Origin of the sequence: Chitinophaga sp., from assembly GCF_017745275.1 — a bacterium.
GTDB lineage: Bacteria > Bacteroidota > Bacteroidia > Chitinophagales > Chitinophagaceae > Chitinophaga.
The window spans coordinates 386,031-401,891 of record NZ_JAGHZS010000001.1; the positions used below are offsets into that span (position 1 = coordinate 386,031).

Sequence of the window (15,861 nt, forward strand, 5' to 3'; positions counted from 1 at the left end):
CAGCTTAAAAAGAATACCGCATTCCCAGTTGCATCTGCGCACGGGAATTGAAGAAGTCCACAGAATAAGGCTTGCCCGGGTTTTCAAACGTATATACCGGATAACCTCCCGGATTTTGCCTGGCCGGGAACACAGGCGTTAAACCTGTACTGGCTGTAGAGTTGAACGTATTGGGAGAAAAATATACTTTCCCCCAGTTACTATTTACCAGGTTGGTCAGGTTCACAATATCCAGGGTGAAGGTGATGTATTGCTTTGCACCAAAATGATACTCCTGTGCAAAGTGCAGATCTGCCTGTATGTTCCAGGGAGTACGACCCGCATTACGTTCTGTAAACTGTCCGCGGCGGGAACGGAGATATTTATCTCCATCGATATAGGCATTGAATGCCGCGGCCTGCGCTGCGGCTCCATCTCCCTTATCCTGGAAATAATTCACCGCTTCTTCTACCTTTGGAATATACAGCAGGCTTACCTGTTGTGGTAATCCCTGTATGCTGTTATTTACAATACCATAGGTAAACGGACTACCACTCTGAGCCGTAGCAAAAACGGTCAGCGTACTTACCCAGCTATTGCTCCAGGCTTTGTGGTAAGTAACGTTACCGACTATACGATGACGCACATCGAAGTTAGACCAGGCCAGCCCCGGATTGTTGGGATTCAATGCCTGGTTCAACTGCCAGTTACTTTCCATGGAATTACGGATACCATTCGATACATCTTTGGAACCGCCATACGTGTAAGCGAGGGAAGCCTGTATACCGGAAGGGAATGTACGGTTTACACTGCCGGTAAAACTATAACGGTAACCTTTGCTGGTATTGCTTAACAGGTAGGCATTAGAGAAATGAGGATCTACTGTACCACTATAAACAGGTTGCTGATGATCTTTATCATACGCATAATATTTAGGATCATCTTTGATATTCACCTGCTGGAACAATACATCCTTCAATGATTTGGTGTACATCGCTTCCAGGGTATACTTAAACCCTGCAGGGCTGGTATAATCCACACCTGCACTGGTGCGCCATACCTGCGGCATCACAAAGTTGTTGTCTAAAACATCTACCTGTGTTTTACCCGCATTACGGTTATTCATCACCGCACCATTCTGTTCAATAAATTGCGCAATACCGTTAGGATTCGGTTTCAGCGGATCGCTACCGGGAGCAAATGCTTTTGTATCTGCCTTCTGATCAAAAGAGCCGTAGTTAATACCGTTGTTATAGTAAGCATAGGCTATCCATGCAAATGGAATACGACCGGTAAACAAGCCGGTCCCACCGCGCAGGATCAGGCTTTGGTCGCCTTTTACATCGAAGCGGAAGCCGAGTCGTGGCGACACTTGTACTTTACCGAGGTAGCCATTGTTAATGCGATTAAGCGGTGTATAGGTATAAGTGTTACCAAAGAAACCATCAGTATAAGCGTTCTGTGTTTTGTCGCTCAGCGCCGGTTTCTCCGGCAACCAGGTATAATCTGCCCGCAAACCAGGAATCAGCTTCAGCTTATCTGTTACCTGTATTTCATCCTGTGCGTATACGCTATGCATATTCACACTGAACTTCGCTTCGGGATTTTCCAGGATATAATTGCGGCTGTTGTTGGTATAGTTATAACTTCCTCTTACGCGGTAAGGGTTGTTGTTGAGATAGTCTTCGATGCTGAGGTAGTCCACACGGCCATTCCAGGCGTTCACAAATCCGTAGTTAATCCGATACAGCTCATTGTGCATACCGAATAACATGGTATGCTTTCCTGTGCGCCAGGTGAGGTTATCAGAAATTTCAACAGTACGTTGTTTCATATCGAAGATACTGGCTTCACGATCTGTACCCAGGTAGATAGTAGTTCCCGGTGTGCGGCCTGCAATCTGTACCTGTGGCAGCGTTGGATCGGAGTCAGGATTACGTTTATCGTGTACCACGCTGTAGCCGGCAATGAAGCTGTTGGACCAGCGGTTGTTGAAGCGCGACTTCAGCTCCATCACGGTTGAAGTTTGATTGTTCACTTGTTGATAAGCCATGCTGCTGAAACGGAAGTCCTGCTGATCACGGTCCATGTTCATCGCTTTGGATAAAATGGTATTGTTGCGCACAGACAGCTGGTGCTTGTCGTTAATGTTCCAGTCGAGGCGATTGAAAAATTTCTGAGAGCGGGAATAAGCGCTGTAGTTGCCGGCTGTACCCGGATCAAAGCTGTTACCATAACGATCCAATGTAGACTGACGGATCTGGTCTGCATCTTTGATGCTGAGGATCTGTGCAGTTTCTTTTTGGCCAACGAGCAACTGGGAAGGATCCTGGCGGGAAGTGATTTCCTCGTTGGTGAAGAAGAACAATTTATTTTTGATGATAGGGAAACCTACTCTCACCCCTGCCTGGTAATCGTAAAAGTCGTTGTTCATTTTAATGCCAGCAGGACCTTTACCGGTAAGCGCAGCATTGCGGCCAAAGCCGTACACGGAGCCGGTAACGGTGTTGGTACCACTGCGGGTAACTGCGTTGACGCTACCACCGGTAAAGTTACCAATCTTCACATCGAAAGGTGCGAGGTATACCTGCATGTCTTCGATGGCATCCAGTGATACCGCGTTGGTACGGGTGCTGGAGCCGGGCATGCCGGAGCTACCGGTGATACCGCCGGCAGAAGGACTGAAACCAATCGCATCGTTATTAATAGCACCATCGATGGTAACGTTGTTATACCGGAAGTTAGTACCGGCGAAAGAGTTATCCCTGGAGCTTTGTGGTACCATCTTGGTCATGTCCTGCAAGCTGCGGGAAATAGTAGGCATGTTGGCCAACTGGGTACGACTGATATTCTGTCCTGTTCCGAAGGTATTGGCAGAAGCGCCTTTCTTTGTGCCTTTCACGGTTATAGCCGATAATTCCTTACCAGCTACAGCCAGCACAAAATTGAGTTGCATCGGTTCACCGAGGCGGATATTCAATTGTTCTCTTTTCTGTGGTTGCATGCCCATCATGGTAACAGTTACCGAGTAAGGCCCACCAATACGCAAACCGGGTAAATAGTAGCGGCCATCAGTACCGGTGGCAACGCCGTATTTGGTACCGGACGGCTCATGCAGTGCTACTACGGTTACACCGATAAGTGGTTCATTTTTATCACCGGTGATTTTCCCGCTGAGCGTACCATTTGTTTCCTGTGCCATTGCCGGGAAGCGCAGGCAGAGCAGGAACGCAAAAAAATAAGCTATGTATAAAATTTTATTCATCGCAATTACTGGTTTTCTTTTAATACCTGGTCTATGATATGCAGTACACCGTTGCCGGCCATGAAATTCTGTTTCACCACTTTAGCCGCCATTTTATTACTGGCGCCTTTGATGTTGATACCGGTATATTTCACTCCTTCTTTTTCAAGGGTAATCAACACGTTGTTGCCGTTCATCATGGCTTGCTGCGATTGATCAGTACTACCTGTGGTGAGAATATAATCGTAAATGAATTTCCTGCCGGGGAAGAAATGATACTGCAATAGATCTTTCAACACCTTTACATCTGTCTGAAGCACACTGTCGGCAGAAGGATACCCTGCTGCACGGAAAGCATTATTGGATGGTGCAAAGAAGGTATACACGCTACTACCGGCGATACTTTCCTTCATACCTGTGCGTTGCAAAGCCGTATTCAAGAAAGTAAGACTGGTATCTGATGCAATAGCGGTGGAGAGGTTCGCTTGTACCAACGGCTGCAGCACTGTATTCAATACCTGGATGATACCGTTGCTGGCAGGAAGGTTATAAGCTAGTACCGGGCTACCATTTACGGTCAGAATAGTATCTGCTCCTTTTACCCAATGGGTAACGAACATTTTAGCGCCGGTGATGGCACTGATTTCCTGGTTAAATTTAAAGGGCAGTTTATTTAGTTCCCAGGTACCATTAACAATATGATAAGCTACCAGCTTATTGAGCACATCTCCGCTTTCCGTCAGCACTTGTTGTGTAGTAGCGTATCCGGCCCTGGCAAAGGCGTTGTTATCCGGTATCATTACGGTATACGGACCTTCTCCGGTCAGTACACTGCGGAAGCCGGTGCGGCCTAAAGCAGTACTAAAAGCGGAAAAGTTAAATTTATTATCATCGATGATGTAGGTTAACCGGTTTAATCCGGCGTTGCCCGGCTCATTATCTTTATCCTTTGTGCAGGCTGCCAGCATTAACAACAGCAAACCTGTGCAGGTAAATTTTTTCATTTTGTCTGCGTTTAAAAATTATCTTTTAAAGAGATCATCTACTTCATGAACGACGCCATTAATGACCCGGGTATTTTTTTGCTTTAAAGGGATATAAGGATAGTTGGTATTGATTCTTCTTATACCCGGCTGGCCGTTGTTATTGATAAAAGACAGGCGGATGATTACCGGTCCTTCATTGTAGCGCTGGCCAGCACGCAGTACGATACCTGAGAGGCCGGATGCATTATTAACGAGGTCATTAGAGAAGTATACGGGCCCTACCCGGTAATTAAGATCCAGCTGGCTGGCAGTGGCTACTTCCGGTCCGCATGCATTCAGGATAGAATCCATGGCAGTAGAAGGTGTTTGCCAGAACATGTTGTCATCATAACCGGGATCCGGCAGTGGCCAGGAACGGAGGTTGAATTGCAGTATATCGTCAGCGTTATGAAAGCCATTTTTGATGAATGCCTCATTGGTGGGTGCAAACAGTGTGAACTGCGCAAAGGTGGGCGACGACTTCAGGAAGGCAGATTTTTCATTCATCCATACCGATGCGTAAAGACTATCACTGATACGTATGGCATCCACATACAAACTGAACTGAGGCTGACTTTGCAGGTATTCCCACATCGTTTGCTGTGGTTGGGCAATCAGGTGTTCAATCGGGTAGATGATACCATTGGATCCTTCCAGGTATTGCCCCCATTTGGCGAGTGCATTACCATTGATGATGAGGCTATCGCCCGACTTTGCGGGGAACAGAAAATCTGTGTACTTAGTGCCATACCACTCGTCTCTGCCGGTGAGCTCCCGGGATGACAGCGTAGCGGTTGGCGTACTGCCGTTTACGCTGGCTATACTTTCCGGTACCAGGCGGGCAGGCATCACATAATAGGTTAACAGGCTGGTTAGTGTAGCCGCATCCGTATTTTTAATTTTATCTGATGTCCAGCCGGCTTCATCAAAGGCTTTATCATCAGGTACCAGTAAGGTATAAAAACCAGCGCCTCCTTTTTTCACGGTTTCATCCATACCGGCACGTTGCCATGCCTCACGAAAACGGGTATACGGCGATGCTGCCAGTTGTTGCTGCCAGGTTTTATCCGGACCAGGTTTGTAAGGTATCGCTTCCCCTACCGGTTCCGGTTCAATATCCTGTTTTTTACAAGCGGCAAAAGACAGGAGTAGCAATAAGAGTAAAGATATTCTTGATGTCATTATTTTCATTTTTATCGCTTCATTAAATCCGGGTTCAGGAACAGGTCATCTACCACGTGTACAATACCATTGCTGGCCAGGTGATCGGCGTTGGCGAGGCCGTTGTAATATTTCAACATATAGGCGCCATCTTCATTAGGCATCCAGGCGGCCGACTTCCACTTAGTAAGGGTAATGGTGGCATTTTCTCCGATAGTCGGATAGTAAGAATAGTCCGGTGCAATAGCATAGTCGCCTACTTTGATGGCGTTGTCTGATATCACAGTAGTACCATTCAAAATGTATCCATCCGGAGAGAAAATCCTTAACTTCCTCATTTCAATGGCATAAATGGAAAAGACAATCGCTTTATAATTATCCGGATTCATAGCAGCGATTTTTTCCGCTGTGATACCATATTTGGCGAAAGCAGTGTTGGCAGGTGCGAATATGGTAAGGGGCTTGTTGGTTTTGAGTCCGCCCCACAAATTGAATTGCTTCATCGCCGCAGCAAATAAGGTGAGGCTGGTATCTCCGGCGATGTAATCCTGTACCGTACCACGGGTAACCTTCAGCGGTTTGGAAAGGATATGCATCACCCCATTTGCCAGTGGCGTATTACGCCGGCTTTCTTTATAGATCAATGCACCATTCACAAACACATCATCATCAGGCCCCGGTTTTGCGTTGATGAGAGTAGATACATATATTTCTTCCCCGGCCAGTGTCATATAGCGGTTATCCAATTGTTGCGGGAAGGTGGTGGTAAAATAGCGATTACGTATCAGGTGATAGCGGAGCATAAAACGTAAGCTATCTACCTCCATTTTTGCCACATCTTCCAATCTAATTCCCATGCTATTGAAAGCACTATTATCGGGTGCGAAAAGCGTGAATGGGCCTCCCTGATTCAAGGTATCCATCATGTTTGTTTTTTTCAGCATGGCGGCCAGGATACTCAGGTCGTAGTTATTTTCAATGAAAGCGCCCATCGTGCGCGGTGAAGTAGTCCTGTCAACTGGCGGAAGGAGATTGTCTTTCCGGCACCCCCCCATGAGCGCCAGCAACAATAATCCGGCCGTGAACTTTTTTATGATAACAGTATTCAACATATTAAAGTAATAAAGACGTTAATAAACAGGTGGCGCATACTTGCGCTGGATAGTGGTGATATAGAAATGTCTGTTGATATACTCCACAGTATTTACCGTAGCAAACGACCGGGGATTGGTAGTACCGGAATGAATGCTGACCACCAGGCCGGTACGCAAATCACATTTTACTTTGAATGGAGAATAAAAACCAAGTGCGGATTCACCATAGTCGCCAATGATCACCGCGGAGTAAGCCCCCACCGGCAGGAAACCAGGAAAGGTCAGATTATCCGGAGTATAGCCCGGACCGTAGAATCCAAACATCTGGCACATATTGCCGGTAAAGATTTTATTGCTGCTGCTATCCGGGAATAGCGGGAAGCTATAGTAAGGCGCCACTTTGGGTTCCAGGGATTGAATGATGGGCCCCATTGGTATTCCCCGGTATCCGGGAAGTGCAGTGATGATGCTATTGTTCCGCTTACTGAGCGAGTAATACACATTCATGGTATCTCTCAGTTTGGTATTGGAAAGATCTATATTCGGTGCCACATTCAGCGACAGGGCATAAAAGTTAGCCGCACTGAGATTATAGAAGTTCACGTATACCATTGAATCAGCAAATGGTTGCTTAGGAAACGTTTCATTGCGCAGGTACATCATGGGCCGCTGACTTGCATATTCTTCTGTCAGTGCATGCATGGTATATACTTCTCCTGCAGTAAGATTAATGGTCGTATCAATCAGCGTAATCCCTCTTTCTGCTTTGTCGAGTTCGAAGTAAGGAACATCATTCAGTGGCCTGGTACGGAATATGATACGATGTTTTCCCGAAGGCACCTGCGCCCAGCTGGACAAATCATAGCCATTCACTACCGGCGCAGCCAATACTCTCCTGGTGCCCGGATATTCATCCTGCCAGAGCACATTGCTGGCAGCATCGGGATAAGGACGGGCCCAGTCGGCGCGCCGTTTCAGGAAATCGCCGGTGGTAGCGGCGCTCACCGGTACACCGTAATCGTCCGTCACAGGATCTATCAGGAAGACCAGGAAAGGTTGTGGCACATCCTTATTGTTAAGTGTAGGGATAAATTCCAGGCAATTGAATACCCGCAGATATGCAGGGCTATTCACGGCTGCATAATCTGTTTTGCGGCAGCTGCTGACAAACAGCGCTATCACCAACAGTGGCAGTAGAAAATATTTATAGTTCATAAAACAACTCAATTATTATGTTTCACAATAATCATCCGGGCTTTTTCAGTTGCATTGACAGCTGTACTTCCTACCAGCGCCACGGTATAAATACCTGGCTCACTCTGTGGCAGTGATGGCGTTTTGTACAGTTCTGGACGGGCAATAAAATCACGGCTCTTCAACGGTGTAATGTTTGTTATCCAGTCGCCGGGAGTAACACCGGGGGCAGAAGCATAAGCCAGTACTCTTTGCGGGAAATTGACCGGCATCATTACATATGGCACATCCATCACTGGCTTACCCAGGAAGATATGCTGTGAAGCTGCATATAAGCCAGGTAAGGGCTGCCCATCGTTTTGTGTAAATGTTACTTCATCCAGGTCAGGACAGAAATTCATGCAACGAATCCAGAAAGGGAAAATATCTTTCATGGCACTCCAGCTACCATTGTCGGTAGCATTGCCGTTGTAATACCTGCCACTGAGATTATTAGCGACAAAGGAAATAGCGGCACTGCCATCTTTACGGGGATACAACCAGGCCGTGAGGTTATCAGCGGGCTGCAGATCGATGTTACTTTCCGCCACCACTTTACCATCATCTCCCAAAGCTTTTACTATATGCTTACCCGTTATATAATGTACATAGCTGGTTTGTTTAGCGAAAGCGAGGGCCTCGCCCAGCGGTTGTCCATCTACCTGCCAGGTAATTTTTTTACCGGCTACTACATTCACTCCCTGTAACCGGGCATAGGTAAGGTTTACCGGCTCGGCTATATCCGCAATAATACGGAAGGTGTTGTTTTCTGACTTATAGGTTTCCCCGGTAGGGTTACCGTTGGGAATACCGGCATCATAAGTACTGGCTACTACAATCGTATAAATTCCTCCGGGTTGAAACGTTTTAACAGGCGCATAATTTAACCACGTATCTTTCCAGTTGCCGATACCAGGAACACCCTGTATATCCATCAACGTACCGGTAAGCGGATTGATCACGTTCAGCAGGCTGTTAGCTCCCTGTACCTGATTACCCTTATTATCCAATACCCGGAACTGATAAGTACCATAAGGTAATTCTACATAGTCGGAATACTGACCAGGTGCAATGTTGCTCAGTCCTGGTACGGTAGTACCATCTGCCAGTGTAACGGACATAGGACCGGTACGGTAAATTCCCGGCGGAATACTACCTGTAATGGTAGCGCTGAGATTCAGCAAACGGAGCTTAAATCCGGCCGGATCTGCTGCTGGTGAGATACCCCTTGGCACTTCAAACAAAGAGTCCATTAAACCCGCCGGATTGGGGCGAAAACGCACAAAATAGTAGTCCTTCGGATTGGCATCATCATCTTTCATCCGGAGTGGTCGTGGATTTGGCGCATAATTCCGGATTGATAAGCTGCTGAGCATAACACTATCTACCCAACCATTTATTACAAATGCCCGAGGAATAGTATAGGTAGAACCTAAGCGGCCATTTTCCGGAAACCAGAACGTACCCTTGGTATTGCTTTCACCATAGTACCCTTCATAATCCGGCAGTTGATAGCTGGTCAGTTGTTCACCACGCACCGACAATTCTGTAGCTCCGGCCAGGTTCACCAGGCGAATAGCAGAAGGGGTGATGGGCTGCTGTACCATCCTGTTATCGTAAGCGTAATCCAGTTTCTTGCTGCAGGCACTTAGCATCAATGCCGCCACCGTCAGTATATAAGTAGTTCTCATTTTCATCATTCAAATTTTTACAGGTTGAAAGTCAATCCCAGCATAAATTCTGTTCCGCGGTAAAAGCTTCTGCGTACATATTTCTTTCCATAAAAATTTCCACCAGTACCCGGGTTGGCATATACTTCTTCCACCGGACGATCCAGGATATTTTTAGCAAAACCTTTTAACTGCAAACGCTTCAGCAGTTGCTGGGAAAACACGATATCCAATACCGGGTTAGGTCTGGAATAGAGATCCGGCGTGCCATCCAGGTTTACCTGTATCAACCGCTCTCCTACCATGTTGAAAGTGGTGGTGATGTCTGTACCGGTTTTGCTGTCGTTATAGTTCAGGAATACATTCACAGAATAGGGAGCCTGCTCAAACAGCGGGCTGTTGGCCGGCGCACGACGATCAATGGCGCGGGAGGATTCCAGTCGCTCTTTCGTTTTCTTAATTTCACTTTGTGCCAGCAACAGGTTAGATCCCAATGAAAAGTTTTTCATGGCAGCTGTCAGGATGCTCAGATTCTTTACTATCTCCAGTTCTATCCCGTATACCTTACCCTTGTTAGGATCATTCTGGAATTCAATGGCCGGGAACTCGGGGAAGCGTGCTTCCAGTCCGCCGGAATTCTGCTTGAATACCTTCGTTAACTGGTTATTGATTTCTTTATAAAAAACGGATGCAGAAATTACTTCTCCCGGGCGAGGGAACCATTCCCAGCGGAAGTCGTAGTTCGTTGTCTGCTGGTTCTTCAACTTTGGATTACCTACTACCAATGCAAACTGGAAAGGATCAAAGTCGAATACATTCGTCAGCTCCCGCAGCTCGGGCCTTGCCAGCGTAGTGTTGTAGCCAAGGCGGAAGTTCATGTTCTTATGCAGTGTATAGGTCAGGTTAGCAGAATAGTAAGGCTCGTAATCTGTTTTGTAGATGGAGTTCGGCTCCGTGTACACCAGGTTCACTTTATTACCACTGGCATCTTTAGCGGTAATAGAAGGATCCAGGAATACATTGGACGTATCTACCGCCGCCTGTATATCTGTCATTTCGAAACGTACCCCACCGGTGAAGCGTAGCTGCTCAGTAAGGTGCAGGTCCAGCATACCATAGAAAGCACGTGTTTCGTAGTAGCCTTTATAGTTGTTGGGAGATTTCTGGATGTTATATAGAAAACCACCAGTACGTGGTGCGCCTTCTTCGTTATACGCCGAAGGCGGACGGATACCAATACGATCATATCCTACCAGCTGATCCAGGTTACCATTTACCTCGTATAAGGGCAAAGCACCACCCGTACCATAGTTGGATCCCGGGAGATAGAGTACATTCTCGCCAAAACTTCTTCTTCTATGGAGATAGTTCACCCCTGTTTTGAAGTCCTGCTTTTTGTTCAGGGCTTTAAAAGGCAGCGTGATATCCGCTTTATAGTTGTAGTTATCTTCTTTCAGATGACGGAAACGACGGCCATTCGGATCGGCCTGGATGATACCATACGGGCCATAGCCGTTTACATAACCGGATACCAGAGAATATAAACTGGGCGTAGCACTTATTGGCGGCACCTCGCCGGGAGTTGTTACCGGTGGAACATAAGTACTTCCGCCATTGATGCGATAATCGGCCAGGTTCACAAAACGATAATCCGGATCATCCTGCGTGGAAGAAGAAGTAGCCATGTTGTAACTCAGCTTCGGCGCATATTCATTCTTTCCAAACTTATGCTCCCCCTGTAGATTGAACGTGTTGAGCGTACGATAGCTTTGACGCAGGGAATAAATGAGGTTGTATACCTTACCGGGTAAGCCTGTGTACTCATAGGCGCCATGCAGGTTGCTGGCCCTGGTTTCCGCACCACGGCTGCCCAGGTACTGCATACTGATTTCATGTTGCGGGCTGAAGCGATAAGTGAGTCCACCCAAAAATCCATAGTTGAGTGTTTGTGTTCCGGTGTTTTCCTTATAGTTTAAGTACTTCCCCAGGTTAATATTATTCGGGGTAATATAGTTAGGAATCACGCGGGGACTGTACAATGCGCTGTTACCTGTTAACACGCCCTGGTATACACTATACTGGGTCAGCGATCCATCATAGATATCGTTGGTGCGGCTGTAATAGTTGGCGCCGGCAATTAATCCGACCTGGTGTTTCTTAAATACCGTGTAGCTGTTACCGTAGGTAATGGAGTAAATCTGGTTCAGCGGCGCCTTTTTATATTTAGTGGTTAGTACGGGATCAAAGCCATGCATCACTTTGTTGATACGATTGGCTTCTGCCAGCATGGCCGGGTCATTGCGGCTGCCGGCAATCTGGCGTTGGATATCACCCAGCCCATTCGGATACTGCGCGGATAGCTGCTGGAAGTCGTTCGATAATCCTTTGCCTTTCACTTTTCCCCCGAGAAACCCCATATCGCTGTTGTAGAAGCTATTCACATAGTTGCCCGTGCGGGAGTTGATGCCGGATTGTATCGTGATGCTCAGCGTCTGATGTTCCGGCACCGACTTGGTTTTCAGCTCCACGATGCCAGCAGCAGCATCCGCCGGTTTATCGGAGGTAGTGGTTTTATAAATAGTAATGTTGTCTAACAGGCCGGCAGGCACCAGGTCCAGCGGGATAGCGCTTCTATCCGGATCTGAAGAAGCCAGGCGGATACCATTCAGCTGACCAATCACGCTACGGTCGCCCAGGCCGCGGATGGCTACATACTTGTCGTCTGTTACCGTTACACCAGACACGCGTTGCAACGCCTGGGTAGTAGTGATACTCGCCGTTTTCTCGATGTTCTGTGCAGAGATCCCGTCGGAGATCATAGCAGAATTTTTACGATCGTTCAACAGCATCACCTCTGTGTTCGCCTTTCTGCGGGCATCTACCGTAACACCGGCTAAGGTTTTACTGTCGGCTTTCAACAATACCAATAATACAGGCAGACTTCCGGCCTTTACCATTTTGGTGGCATACCCTACATAATATACTACCAGCACATCACTGGTATCTTTCACATCGATGAAAAAACGGCCGGATTCATCTGCTGCAACCACCTGCCCGGTGCTCTGCGACATGATCTCTGCATGCGCCACCGGCGAACCTTTTGCCGCATCTGTAATCATCCCGCTGATCGTTCTTTTGCGGGGAGCAGTGGATTCTTTTATAATGATTTTGCGGATCACTACCTTTTTGCCATCGACCGCCTCATATTCCAGGCCAGTGTTCAACAGCAGATACCCCAGCACCTCTGCTACGGTTTTATTATTCAGGTCTGCATTGTATTTTTTATCCAGCACCTTGACATCGGCGGGATTATAGAAGAAGGTCACGCCCCCTTTCTGTTGCAACAGGGAGAAACATTTGGTGATGCCCTCATTCCTGAAACTGATGTTGATCTTCTGCTGTAGCACGTTGACCTGCCCCATTGCCGGGAGCGTCATCAACAGCAGGATCCACATACATCCGTGTAAAATTTTTTGCTTCATTCGTTTGATAATTTGCTTTAGCCTGAGTTTGGGCAATGATCAGCCGTTAGCCGTGGCGGCCTGCCAGGCTTTACTTCAGCTACTATTGTGATGCTATTTGATTAAAATGGTACCGTCCTTGTTTTTATGAATAGTTAACCGATAGGAAAGGGAAATTACTTTTAAGATATCATCCAGGGTATCTGCTTCCTCAAAAGCACCTGTAAACTTCAACCCTGCCGTAGCCGGGCTTCCGCAGCTGATCTTCACCCCATACATTTTTTCTATCTCCCCAAACACCGCTGACAATGCCGATTCATTAAATATTAACTTGTTACTGATCCACCCGGTGTTCACCTCCTGGTGGCTATATATTTTAATTTGTTGCTGCTCTTTGTTAAATATCAACTCCTCATCTGCCCCTAACTGCCGCGTTACCGTTTCTGCCGTTACCGCCACCCTACCCGATTTCACACTTACCTTCGGCGACTGGATACCAACGCTATCCGTTACCACAAACGATGTTCCCAACACCTGCACCTTCAGGTTAGGCCCTGTAATAATAAATGGCGCCGACTCCGGCATCACCTCGAAAAATGCTTCCCCATTTACTTTGATGCTGCGCTGCCGCCCACGGAAATATTTCGGATACATCACGGTACTACCGCCATTCAACACCACCACCGAACTATCCGGCAACACCACCTTCTTCACCTGGTACTTCAACGCCGTTACCCGCTCAATAGGCACGGGATTGAGCCAGTCCTGCAGCTCAAAGCGATACACGGTTGCCGCCACCAGCAGCGATACACTCGCCGCCGCCGCCATGCCATACTTCCAGAAACTGATCCTGCGCGGTTCGTATATAGCTAACCGTAGGTTGTCCAATACCTCTTGCCGATGCAACTCCGCATCTGCCGGCAGCTCTTTTTCTGCCATGGCCTTATCCAGCCATTGCTGCAATACCGCCGCTTCCCTGCGGGAGGCATTCCCCGCCAGGTAGCTATCGACCATTCTTCTAAACTGTGAAATATTCATCCGGAACATGCTTCTATAGATATGTTCCTTTACAAGGGACGGTTGTCCCGAAGAAGTAGGTTAAGGAATTATTAACTGATGAATTCTACCAGTAACATCGCCACCGCAATATGGTGTCGCAAGGCCTTCAGCGCCATATGCAACTGGTTTCTCACCGTTTTTTCCGAGAGGTTTAATTTTTGGGCTATCTCCGCTATCGACAAATGATGCCGGCGGCTTAATAAAAATATCTCCCGCGTTTTTACAGGTAACGAATTTAATTGTTCATCTATTTCCCTGAACACATCCGCTTCCTCCATCTTCTCCCATATATCATTCAATACCGGCAAAATATACTCCTGCACCCGGTCTAGCTCCTCCGGCCGGTTCATGATCTCCTGCAGTTTCTTCAGCGATTGAAACCGCACCGCCTGCAGCAAATAATTCTCCAACGGCCCCTTGATATTCAGCCGCTCCCTTCTTGACCATAATGATATATATACCAACTGCACCACATCCTTGGCATCATCCGCACTCCCCAGGATCTTCCACGCAAAAGCATATAGCACGGCCCAGTGGCGATTGAAACAGCGTTCAAAAGCTTTCTGATCCCCAGCGCGGATAAGATGCAGCAACTCGATATCTTCAATGGATTGCATGACGCATGATTTAGACAATGCGGCGGCAAAATAGTGGATTTGGAGGAAGAGGGGTTTTAAGTTAGTGTTATCTTTTGGCGCTATGAGGTGCGGGGGCATTGCAGGCGGTTGTAGTAAATTCGGAGTATGAAAAAAGCAAGGATCATATTAGTGGTGATAGCGTTGCTTGGTATAGCCGGCGGCGCGGTGGCGTATTTTATGCCAACGGTTTATTACAGACCTGCGTATTATGGCGGGGAGTGTACGGTGCCTACTACTATCTATTACAGCGTAGTAATGGATACGCGGATGCCAGGGAAGGAGGTGAAGCTGGCGAGGAAGCCGGGGAGGTGTGAGACTTATATTGTTATTGGGCAATAAACTTTGCGTTATGAAGCGAGCAAGGATTGCGTTGAGTTTTATTTTGATTGGAGGGATTGCGGCGTTTGTGTTGAGTTGGCCGGAGAGTAGGTATATACGGCGTATTAATCCAATCACAATTCCCACTAACATTTATGATAAACTAATACCCAAGCAATTTCTTCTTAACTCCCCTATACGACAACAAGAGGAAGAATCGCATCAGTGCTAAAAAGCAATCGGATGATAAAAAATGGGCAAACACCGGCCTTCATTTCCTAATATAATGAGATATCCTTCATATTGTCAAGATTAGAAGACACAGTCACGCTTATTTTTTCACCACTTAACTTTATGGTAGCTTTTATCCTTATAACAACACATAGAAATACAAATACATCTCTGCAAGTTAATTTAAAATTGGAAGCTCCTCTTATATTACAGTACAAGGGAATATAAATGACTTAAGAGAGCATTCATTGGCAGCATAATACCTGATCTGATCATCAAACTGACTATAAACTATTGCAGTATATTAAATAGGCTAGTTTCAGATTACAAGCTGAGCTAGTCAAAATGGGAAAGCCGAAAACCATTATAAAAGAGTAGGTATCATTCAATATAAAGTTTAACTTTTGAATTTAAAAAGCATACATTACTATGAAACAAGCAAAATTAGCATTATTGGCTATTGCAGTCCTGGCAGTTGTGGGTGGTATATTGGCGTTCAAAGCAAATGGTATTCATCCATTTTACTCAACGGGCGTTGCTGGAAAATGCGACGCATTTGCTGGTAATTTCAAATATGATATAACAACGATTACCTCTCTTCCTGGTGCGTACACTACAAATCTTTCAACTGTTCCAGATCCCGCTCATGCATGTCCTAAAATCACAATTGTTCCGGTTTTATAAAATAGTCTATTCGCATTTAAAAAGTTCAAACTACATATCCGGTCAGTAATCCATTCTGGAATCG

The 15,861-nt window shown here is 46.6% G+C and carries 11 protein-coding genes; 2 read left to right on the forward strand and 9 right to left on the reverse strand.

Going from position 1 to position 15,861, the window contains the following annotated elements; translation table 11 throughout:
• Nucleotides 1-4: 4 nt before the first annotated feature.
• The 9 genes from J7623_RS01560 to J7623_RS01600 all read right to left on the reverse strand — a co-directional run bounded on the left by J7623_RS01560 (nucleotide 5) and on the right by J7623_RS01600 (nucleotide 14,543).
• Nucleotides 5-3,244, reverse strand: coding sequence for a carboxypeptidase regulatory-like domain-containing protein (locus tag J7623_RS01560; protein ID WP_291916433.1), 3,240 nt, complete (start codon nucleotides 3,242-3,244; stop codon nucleotides 5-7).
• Nucleotides 3,245-3,249: 5 nt separating this feature from the next.
• Nucleotides 3,250-4,227, reverse strand: a complete 978-nt coding sequence (locus J7623_RS01565) for a fasciclin domain-containing protein (protein WP_291916435.1) — start codon at nucleotides 4,225-4,227, stop codon at nucleotides 3,250-3,252.
• Between the two features lie 18 nt (nucleotides 4,228-4,245).
• Nucleotides 4,246-5,430, reverse strand: a complete 1,185-nt coding sequence (locus tag J7623_RS01570; RefSeq protein WP_291916437.1) for a fasciclin domain-containing protein — start codon at nucleotides 5,428-5,430, stop codon at nucleotides 4,246-4,248.
• 11 nt (nucleotides 5,431-5,441) lie between these two features.
• Nucleotides 5,442-6,521, reverse strand: a complete 1,080-nt coding sequence (locus J7623_RS01575) for a fasciclin domain-containing protein (protein WP_291916439.1) — start codon at nucleotides 6,519-6,521, stop codon at nucleotides 5,442-5,444.
• Nucleotides 6,522-6,539: 18 nt separating this feature from the next.
• On the reverse strand, nucleotides 6,540-7,718 hold the full coding sequence (locus tag J7623_RS01580) for a hypothetical protein (protein ID WP_291916442.1): 1,179 nt from the start codon (nucleotides 7,716-7,718) through the stop codon (nucleotides 6,540-6,542).
• 8 nt (nucleotides 7,719-7,726) lie between these two features.
• Nucleotides 7,727-9,427 (reverse strand): hypothetical protein, encoded by a 1,701-nt coding sequence (locus J7623_RS01585; RefSeq protein WP_291916444.1) that lies wholly within the window; start codon nucleotides 9,425-9,427, stop codon nucleotides 7,727-7,729.
• A gap of 17 nt (nucleotides 9,428-9,444) precedes the next feature.
• A complete protein-coding gene (locus J7623_RS01590; protein ID WP_291916446.1) occupies nucleotides 9,445-12,888 on the reverse strand; it encodes a TonB-dependent receptor in 3,444 nt (1,147 codons plus the stop codon).
• Nucleotides 12,889-12,981: 93 nt separating this feature from the next.
• A complete protein-coding gene (locus J7623_RS01595; protein ID WP_291916448.1) occupies nucleotides 12,982-13,905 on the reverse strand; it encodes a FecR domain-containing protein in 924 nt (307 codons plus the stop codon).
• A 71-nt stretch (nucleotides 13,906-13,976) separates the two neighbouring features.
• The gene (locus tag J7623_RS01600; RefSeq protein ID WP_291916450.1) at nucleotides 13,977-14,543 is read right to left on the reverse strand and encodes an RNA polymerase sigma factor; all 567 of its coding nucleotides are present in this window, start codon (nucleotides 14,541-14,543) and stop codon (nucleotides 13,977-13,979) included.
• A gap of 126 nt (nucleotides 14,544-14,669) precedes the next feature.
• Here J7623_RS01600 and J7623_RS01605 point away from each other — a divergent pair, with 126 nt between their 5' ends.
• A complete protein-coding gene (locus tag J7623_RS01605; protein WP_291916453.1) occupies nucleotides 14,670-14,903 on the forward strand; it encodes a hypothetical protein in 234 nt (77 codons plus the stop codon).
• A gap of 639 nt (nucleotides 14,904-15,542) precedes the next feature.
• Nucleotides 15,543-15,797, forward strand: coding sequence for a hypothetical protein (locus J7623_RS01610; RefSeq protein WP_291916455.1), 255 nt, complete (start codon nucleotides 15,543-15,545; stop codon nucleotides 15,795-15,797).
• Nucleotides 15,798-15,861 lie beyond the last annotated feature (64 nt).

What these genes read in the sequence shown, in the direction of transcription:
- J7623_RS01560 (WP_291916433.1), bottom strand. Translation starts at nt 3,244, where the DNA reads ATGAATAAAATTTTATACATAGCTTATTTTTTTGCGTTCCTGCTCTGC.
- J7623_RS01565 (WP_291916435.1), bottom strand. Translation starts at nt 4,227, where the DNA reads ATGAAAAAATTTACCTGCACAGGTTTGCTGTTGTTAATGCTGGCAGCC.
- J7623_RS01570 (WP_291916437.1), bottom strand. Translation starts at nt 5,430, where the DNA reads ATGACATCAAGAATATCTTTACTCTTATTGCTACTCCTGTCTTTTGCC.
- J7623_RS01575 (WP_291916439.1), bottom strand. Translation starts at nt 6,521, where the DNA reads ATGTTGAATACTGTTATCATAAAAAAGTTCACGGCCGGATTATTGTTG.
- J7623_RS01580 (WP_291916442.1), bottom strand. Translation starts at nt 7,718, where the DNA reads ATGAACTATAAATATTTTCTACTGCCACTGTTGGTGATAGCGCTGTTT.
- J7623_RS01585 (WP_291916444.1), bottom strand. Translation starts at nt 9,427, where the DNA reads ATGAGAACTACTTATATACTGACGGTGGCGGCATTGATGCTAAGTGCC.
- J7623_RS01590 (WP_291916446.1), bottom strand. Translation starts at nt 12,888, where the DNA reads ATGAAGCAAAAAATTTTACACGGATGTATGTGGATCCTGCTGTTGATG.
- J7623_RS01595 (WP_291916448.1), bottom strand. Translation starts at nt 13,905, where the DNA reads ATGAATATTTCACAGTTTAGAAGAATGGTCGATAGCTACCTGGCGGGG.
- J7623_RS01600 (WP_291916450.1), bottom strand. Translation starts at nt 14,543, where the DNA reads ATGCAATCCATTGAAGATATCGAGTTGCTGCATCTTATCCGCGCTGGG.
- J7623_RS01605 (WP_291916453.1), top strand. Translation starts at nt 14,670, where the DNA reads ATGAAAAAAGCAAGGATCATATTAGTGGTGATAGCGTTGCTTGGTATA.
- J7623_RS01610 (WP_291916455.1), top strand. Translation starts at nt 15,543, where the DNA reads ATGAAACAAGCAAAATTAGCATTATTGGCTATTGCAGTCCTGGCAGTT.